8 protein-coding genes and 1 tRNA gene are annotated in these 6,749 nt (G+C 49.8%); 4 read left to right on the top strand and 5 right to left on the bottom strand.

Annotation, left to right across the window (positions count from 1 at the left end; translation table 11 throughout):
- Together Q0546_RS04615 and Q0546_RS04610 are read right to left on the bottom strand one after the other, a co-directional pair.
- On the bottom strand, positions 1 to 546 hold a 546-nt coding region (locus tag Q0546_RS04615; protein ID WP_298790938.1), incomplete at its 3' end, for a hypothetical protein.
- Between the two features lie 57 nt (positions 547 to 603).
- Positions 604 to 1,341, bottom strand: coding sequence for a hydroxymethylpyrimidine/phosphomethylpyrimidine kinase (locus Q0546_RS04610; RefSeq protein WP_298790936.1), 738 nt, complete (start codon positions 1,339 to 1,341; stop codon positions 604 to 606).
- Between the two features lie 142 nt (positions 1,342 to 1,483).
- On the opposite strand from Q0546_RS04610, the gene Q0546_RS04605 reads away from it, so the two are divergent.
- The 4 genes from Q0546_RS04605 (at position 1,484) to Q0546_RS04590 (ending at position 3,979) form a co-directional block, all read left to right on the top strand.
- Entirely contained in the window at positions 1,484 to 2,329 is an 846-nt protein-coding gene (locus Q0546_RS04605) for a class I SAM-dependent methyltransferase (protein ID WP_298790934.1), read from the top strand.
- A gap of 158 nt (positions 2,330 to 2,487) precedes the next feature.
- A tRNA-Ser gene (locus tag Q0546_RS04600) sits at positions 2,488 to 2,575 on the top strand.
- Between the two features lie 55 nt (positions 2,576 to 2,630).
- Complete coding sequence (locus tag Q0546_RS04595; RefSeq protein WP_298790932.1) at positions 2,631 to 3,320, top strand: metallophosphoesterase; 690 nt, start codon at positions 2,631 to 2,633, stop codon at positions 3,318 to 3,320.
- Positions 3,317 to 3,979: a metallophosphoesterase gene (locus tag Q0546_RS04590; protein ID WP_298790930.1), complete on the top strand. Its 663-nt coding sequence runs from the start codon at positions 3,317 to 3,319 to the stop codon at positions 3,977 to 3,979. The genes Q0546_RS04595 and Q0546_RS04590 overlap by 4 nt, the downstream gene beginning before the upstream one ends.
- 73 nt (positions 3,980 to 4,052) lie before the next feature.
- On the opposite strand, the gene Q0546_RS04585 is transcribed toward Q0546_RS04590, so the two are convergent.
- The 3 genes from Q0546_RS04585 to Q0546_RS04575 all read right to left on the bottom strand — a co-directional run.
- The gene (locus tag Q0546_RS04585; protein WP_298790928.1) at positions 4,053 to 4,847 is read right to left on the bottom strand and encodes an undecaprenyl-diphosphate phosphatase; all 795 of its coding nucleotides are present in this window, start codon (positions 4,845 to 4,847) and stop codon (positions 4,053 to 4,055) included.
- Entirely contained in the window at positions 4,847 to 5,023 is a 177-nt protein-coding gene (locus Q0546_RS04580) for a hypothetical protein (protein WP_298790926.1), read from the bottom strand. The genes Q0546_RS04585 and Q0546_RS04580 overlap by 1 nt, the downstream gene beginning before the upstream one ends.
- A gap of 132 nt (positions 5,024 to 5,155) precedes the next feature.
- Positions 5,156 to 6,749: transketolase (locus Q0546_RS04575; RefSeq protein WP_298790924.1), on the bottom strand; the 1,594-nt coding region annotated here is incomplete at its 5' end.

The following is a 6,749-nucleotide window of genomic DNA, read 5'->3' as shown; positions in this document are numbered from 1 at the left end:
GTCATAAATCAAAGCTACGCCGTCTAAATGAAATCTATCGTCGCAGCCCGCCTCTTCGTCGCCTCGCAGTATCTCGTCCGAAGCGTCGTCAAAAATCTCGTAATACGCACCCCCAAAGCCCTCATTGCGATAATAAATCGTCGTCTTGCGCTCGCCTCCAAACGCCTCGTTGCCCCAGATTCTTACGCCTATGACGTTTGCGCTTTTTAGTTTGGCTTTTAGTTCGCCAAAAGTCTGTTCGTCCCAGCCCAGTATCCGCAGTGGTTCCTGCACGCTCGTTCGCTTATCTACGCGGATGAAGCTCGCGGTTTGGTTTTCATCGGCACTCACGGCGCTAAACGTCTCAACCAGGGCTCCGTCTAAGCGCAGATCAAACCAAACTCCGCGAGGCCTAATCTCGCGCGCAAAATCGCGCAATGCTAAAATCTCGATACGATTTTTTTCGTAGTTTCGCGCCAGCTCCCATCCGTCGTATAAATTTAAGTAGACGGCCGTCGCCGCGATTAGAAAAATAATAATAAAAGACGCTTTGTGGCTTATACTCATAAATCCTCGCAAGTTCTTTTATCCTTAGTCTAATTTACGGCGTCAAGCACGCTAAATTTAAAATTTAACCCCGTGATTTAGCAGTTTTCTCACGCCTAGATTCGTGTCGATGCCGGTGATTATGGCGTTGTAGATGTACTCTTTGCCTTGCTGGATGGCGCTTTCTAGGCTTTCGCCGCGTGCGAGCAGGCAGGCTAGCGAGCTAGAAAACGTGCAGCCAGCGCCGATGATAACGAGCGGGTCGGCTAACGGCGTCTCAAAGTTTTGCACGCTGCCGTCCTTGCGGTAGAGCGTGTCGATGCTCTTGCCCGCGATGATGTGTTTTTTCACGATCACGTCGCACGGCAGATTCGTAAAATCATCGCCGAAAAGCACGTCAGCTTCGCGTAAATTTGGCGTCGTGACGGCGGCAAATTTCATCAGCTCTTTTAGTCGCTCGATGGCGCTATCTTTGATGAGTTTGTGGCCCATTTTCGAGACGCAGACGGGATCTAGCACCACGGGAGCAGAGTTTTTCTCTAAAAAACCCTGCACGACGTCCATGATGGGCTCATTAAATAGCATACCGATTTTAACGGCGTCGAAGCTAAACTCGGCCGCGAGCATCTCGAGCTGGTCGGCGATGAATGAGGGATCTAGCGAAACGATATTTTTGATCTTGTCCGTGTTTTCGGCAGTTAGCGCCGTGACCGCGGTCGCGCTATAACAGCCAAAGTGCGCGCACGCCTTGATGTCGGCTTGCAGCCCCGCGCCGCCGTTGCTGCACGAGCCTGCGATGATGAGGATTTTTTTCATTTTTTGCCTTTTTTCGTTTTTAAAAGCCGTATTATAAACGACATTGCATTAACGGCGAGTTAAACGCTAAATTTTATAAAATTTTAAAGCCGTTTGCACTACAATTTCTATAAAGATTATCAAAATAAAAAGGAAAAGCCGTATGGAAAAGATCGAATTTGAGGGCACGGTCTCCGAGACGCTACTTATAAATTTATACTTTAGAAGCAAGGAAAACCAAGAAACGACACCTATACTAAAAGACGCGTTTTCGGGAGACGTCGTGAGCAAGATAGATTATGATTTCGCTAAATTTGACCGCTCGACGCTAAGCAGGGTCGGCACGGTGATACGAGCGAGGTTTTTTGACGACTGCATACTTAAATTTGCCCGCGAGCACCCGACCGCCGTCATCGTTCAAGTAGGCGCCGGGCTTGATACCAGGCCTTTGCGGCTAGCTCCCGTTTGCCCCGAGGCGACCTTTTACGACCTTGATTTGCCAGACGTCATCGCGCTTCGCGATAAGCTCGTGCCAAAAGCGCCGCGAAACTACAGCCTAGCGTGCTCGATGCTAGAAACCGCGTGGATGGACGAGCTAGCAAAAAAGCACGCAGGCGCGAAGTTTATTTTCGTGCTAGAGGGCGTGGCGATGTATTTTGAAAAGGCAGTATTTCGGGAGTTTGTGCTAAATTTGAGCGAGCGGTTCGAGGGGCTTTTGCTTGCCGATCTGATAAACAAATTTGCCGCAAAGTCAAACACGCGCAAGCACGACGTGCTCAAATTTATGAAAGGAGACGTGAAATTTAAGATGAGCGTAGAGGGCGCGGGCGAGGTCGAGGCGTGGGATAAAGAGCACATCAAGTGCCTAGAAATCGGCACCATGACAAATATGTACAAACACCGCTGGGGGCTTATCGCGCGTATGCTTAGCCACATAAAACCGTTTCGCGAGGCATGCAGGATGTTTGTTTTCGCTCTGGGCAAGCCGAGTAAATTCGCTCAAATTTAAACTAAATTTGGCGGCAAATTTGGCTGTTTTGCGCCCTAACCCGCATCTTTATGACGCTAAAACGCTATGCGAGCTCAAATTTGACGCCGCCGTAAAACGCAATCAAACTCAAATATAAGTTTGCGCTTATTAAATTTTAGCTATAATCCAGGCTTCATAGATGGGTGTCCGAGCGGTTGAAGGAGCACGCCTGGAACGCGTGTAAAGTGCAAGCTTTCGAGGGTTCGAATCCCTTCCCATCTGCCATAATCTTATAAAACTTAACCCGAAATTTTCCGCAAATTTAACGCAAGAATCAAAAATGATAAAGATAAAACACATAAACGAAGATGATTACGCGCGGATTTTCGTATTCGGCGATCTGCACGGCTGCCTCGGGCTTTTTAACCTGATGCTTAAAAAGATAAATTTGACCAAAAAAGATCTGATAATCATCCTGGGCGACAGCTGCGACCGCGGCGAGGATACGATCGGACTTTACAAAAGATACGCCAAGCTTATTAGAAACGGATACGCGCTGATCCACGTACTGGGAAATCACGAAAAAATGATGATGGACGGGTATTTTGGCGGCGACTCGCTAGATCATCAAATTTGGCTTAGAAACGGCGGCGATAAAACCAAAAGGTCGATCTACAAGCGAAATTTAAACAGCTTCGCGCTCTCGTGGCTAAAGGATTTTATCGGTGACATGCCTCACGTCGTGAGCTCGGAGAAAAGCATATTTGTCCATGCAGCCTTTGACGGCGATAAAAGCGAAGAGGAGCAGGACGAGGACTACGTGCTGTGGAGCATAGAGCCCTTTTGGGAGGGCAATAATACGGGCAAGAGGATATTTCACGGGCACGTCGCAAGCGAAGAAAATAGGATAACCAGACGCGCAAATAACGTCTTTTCGATGGACGTAGGGGCCGTGTTTTTCAAGCGCCTAGTTATCATGGAGATAAAAAGCGGCGAGAAATTTGAAGTGGATTTAAAGGAGCAAAAATGATTTATTTTACCTCCGATTTGCATTTCGGACATAGCAATATCATGAGATTTCATCCGTGCTTTAGGCCTTTTTCTAGCGTAGAGGCGATGGATAGAGCGCTTATTGGCCATTGGAACGAGAGGGTAAATCCCTGCGACACGGTCTATAATATGGGCGATCTAAGCTTTCATAAGGATATGCAGACCAATATATCCATCTTTAGCAAGCTAAACGGCAAGCACGTCCTAGTGCTAGGCAATCACGATGAAGCGATAAAAAAACATAAAGACGAGCTGCTAGCGATGAAAAAGCAAGACGGTAACGCGTTGTTTGAGGAAATTTGCGATTACAAAGAGATAACAGTGCAGCGCGAACAGGATAAATTTCATCTCGTGCCCTTTCACTATCCGATATCCGAGTGGAATAGGGGTCACTATGGCTCTATCCAGCTCTACGGCCATATCCACGCAAATATCGCAAATATAAAAGGCAAGGCGCTAAACGCCAGCTACGACCTGCACGGCAAGATTTTAAGCTTTGAGGAAATTTACGACTTCGTCAAAGACCTGCCGCCGTTTGAACATAGCAAACACAGGATGTTTAGCGAAGAAGATAGCGTAGAGAGTAGAAGCGCAAGGATAAGAGAGGTTTTGGAAAAGCTAAATTTTGACCGGTCTTAGTCAAATTTGCGCTTTAAATTTAAAAGCAAATTTGGGCCGCTAACCTCAAATTTGAGCCCAAATTTAGCTATCTTTATAAAAACATCACAAACAAAAACACGCCCAAAATCATGCGGTAGATAACAAACGGCAGCATACTGGCTCGCGCGATCAGCGCCATAAACAGCCGCACGCATAGATACGCGCTAAGGCCGCTAACCGCTGCGCCGATAGCAAGGTCGCTCCAAGGCAGCGCGTCCGGGGTTTTTAGCAGCTTTACTGCTTCAAGCCCGCCTGCTAGCACGATCACGGGGATTGAGAGCAAAAACGAGAAATTCGCGCTTGCTTTGTGGCTAAAGCCAAGCATCAGCGCCGCCGTCATCGTCACACCCGAGCGCGAAACGCCGGGTATCAGCGCGATCGCCTGCGCTAAACCCACGATGAGAGCGAGCTTGATCGTCATTTCGTATTCTGTTTTTAGGCCCGATTTTTTATCCGCGACGTAGAGCGCGATACCAAAAATTATCGTCATCGCCGCGATCACGAGCCCGCTTCTAGCGTACTGCTCGATGGCGTCTCTAAACGCTAGGCCAAAAAGCCCCACCGGCACGGTCGCAAAGCCAACCGACCACACGAGCGTGCTGTCGCCGACTTTCTCGCGCCGCGCGATAGATGCGAAAAAATCGCGCACGAGCCCAGCAAGCCTGTCTTTAAAATAAAAAAGTATCGCCGCTAGCGTGCCTACGTGAACGGCGACGTCAAAGGCAAGCCCCTGATCCGCCCAGCCAAGTAGCTTAGGTACCAGCACGAGGTGAGCTGAGCTAGAGATCGGTAAAAACTCGCTAATACCCTGAACTAGGGCCAAAACGATAATATGCGAAAGCTCCATCACGCGGCCTTTTGGTTAAATTTAAGCTGATTTTGTGCGCTAAATTTGATTTTATCTTTAGCGCAAATTTGCTCGATCGTGCCTTTTTGCGCGTCAAATTTACCCGCGCCGCGAGCTAAATTTAAGATGAAATTTTCGTCGGCGAATCGCCCTGTTTTTTGCCTATATTTTTGCAATATTTCCCTTTTTATAATTTTGATTTTGCCGCGAGCAAACCGCGCAAATTTGATGCGGGTCTCGCCCGGTATGAGTTCTCAAATTTAACGGATCCGGCCGGAGCCAAAACCGTCAAATTTAAGAGGCTAAATTTACTTCGCCGTTTCCTGCGCAAATTCCGCAATCTTTTCAGGCGTAAAACCGAAATACTCGAACAATGCGCCCGCCTTGCCGCTCTCGCCAAAGCTCTTCATCGAGTAGATCTCATCGGCAAATTTATACCACTCCAGCGCGCTTGCGGCTTCGACGGCGATGACCTTGGTCGCTGGATCTATGATCTGCTCTACGTACTCGCGCGGCTGCTCGCAAAGCAGGTCAAAGCACGGCGCAGAGACGACGTTGGCGCCGATACCGCGAGCGGCTAAAATTTCAGCCGCTTTGACGCAAAGCTCCACTTCGCTGCCGCTGGCTATTAGCGTGATTTTGGCATTTTGCGCGCGTTTTAGTAGATAAGCGCCATTTTCTACGCCGCCTAGTTCGCCTTTTTCAAGCGGAGCTAGGCCTTGGCGGCTAAGCACAAAGGCGCTTGGAGCGCGTAAATTTAGCGCCGCCTTCCAGCAAAGCGCGTTTTCGTTGCCGTCGGCCGGGCGGAATGTGTAGAAATTTGGCATCGCGCGCAATGTGCTAAGCTGCTCGATAGGCTGATGCGTCGGGCCGTCCTCGCCCACGCCGATGCTGTCGTGCGTAAAGATAAAAAAGTGCCTGATGCTCATCAGCGAGGCGATACGCGCGGACGGCTTTAGGTAGTCGCTAAAGATAAAAAACGTCGCGCTAAACGGCAAGAAAAGCCCGTATCTAGCGACCGCGTTGTTTATCGCAGCCATGGCGTGCTCGCGGATGCCGTAGTGGATGTTGCGGCCGTTAGGGAAGTCGCCCATGCCTTTTAGCTCGGTTTTGTTTGACGGCGCCAGATCCGCGCTACCGCCGATAAAGCCAGGCATCGCGCGCGCGATCTCGTTCATGATGACGCCGTTGCTGTCGCGAGTAGCTAGCTTTTTGCCGCTAAAATCAGGGAAATTTATCTTGCTAAAATCAGGGTTTAACAGTGCGTTTAGCATATTTCTGCTCTCGCTGCTTAGATTTTCTACCTTTTTGTTCCACTGAGCTTCGGCTAGGTCGCCCTTTTCTAGAGCGGCGCGGAAGCGAATAAGAACGTCCTCGCCAATAGCAAATTTGCGCTCAGGATCAAAGCCGGCTGCGATTTTAGCAGCCTTTATGATCTCCTCGCCAAGCGGCGCGCCGTGGCTGTGGTGACTGCCCTCTAGCTCGCCCGCGCCCTTTGCGATGCGGGTGTTTGCGATGATGAGATACGGGCGCTCTTTTTCGGCGGCTTGCTCGAGCGCAAACTCGATCTGATCGTAGTCGTGGCCGTCTATGCGCGCGACGTCCCAGCCCTGCGCCTCAAACCTCGCCTTCACGTCCTCGCTCCAAGCTATACTCGTGTCGCCCTCGATCGTGATGTTGTTGGAGTCGTAGATCAAAACGAGGTTGTCTAGATGTAGGTTGCCGGCAACCGCACAGGCCTCGTAGCTGATGCCCTCCTGCAAGTCTCCGTCGCCGCAGAGGCAGTAAATTTTATGGTCGATGATGGTGTTTTCAGGCTCGTTTAGCAGATTAGCCGCGTATTTTGCCGCCATAGCAAAGCCCACCGCGTTTGCTACGCCCTGGCCTAGCGGCCCCGTCGCG

The organism is uncultured Campylobacter sp., from assembly GCF_937997465.1.
GTDB lineage: Bacteria > Campylobacterota > Campylobacteria > Campylobacterales > Campylobacteraceae > Campylobacter_A.
Note: the sequence above shows the minus strand (reverse complement) of the source record. Positions and strands in the feature narration are given on the sequence as shown.

Coding starts and splice junctions, on each gene's coding strand:
- Q0546_RS04610 (WP_298790936.1), bottom strand. CDS start 1,341: ATGAAAAAAATCCTCATCATCGCAGGCTCGTGCAGCAACGGCGGCGCG.
- Q0546_RS04605 (WP_298790934.1), top strand. CDS start 1,484: ATGGAAAAGATCGAATTTGAGGGCACGGTCTCCGAGACGCTACTTATA.
- Q0546_RS04595 (WP_298790932.1), top strand. CDS start 2,631: ATGATAAAGATAAAACACATAAACGAAGATGATTACGCGCGGATTTTC.
- Q0546_RS04590 (WP_298790930.1), top strand. CDS start 3,317: ATGATTTATTTTACCTCCGATTTGCATTTCGGACATAGCAATATCATG.
- Q0546_RS04585 (WP_298790928.1), bottom strand. CDS start 4,847: ATGGAGCTTTCGCATATTATCGTTTTGGCCCTAGTTCAGGGTATTAGC.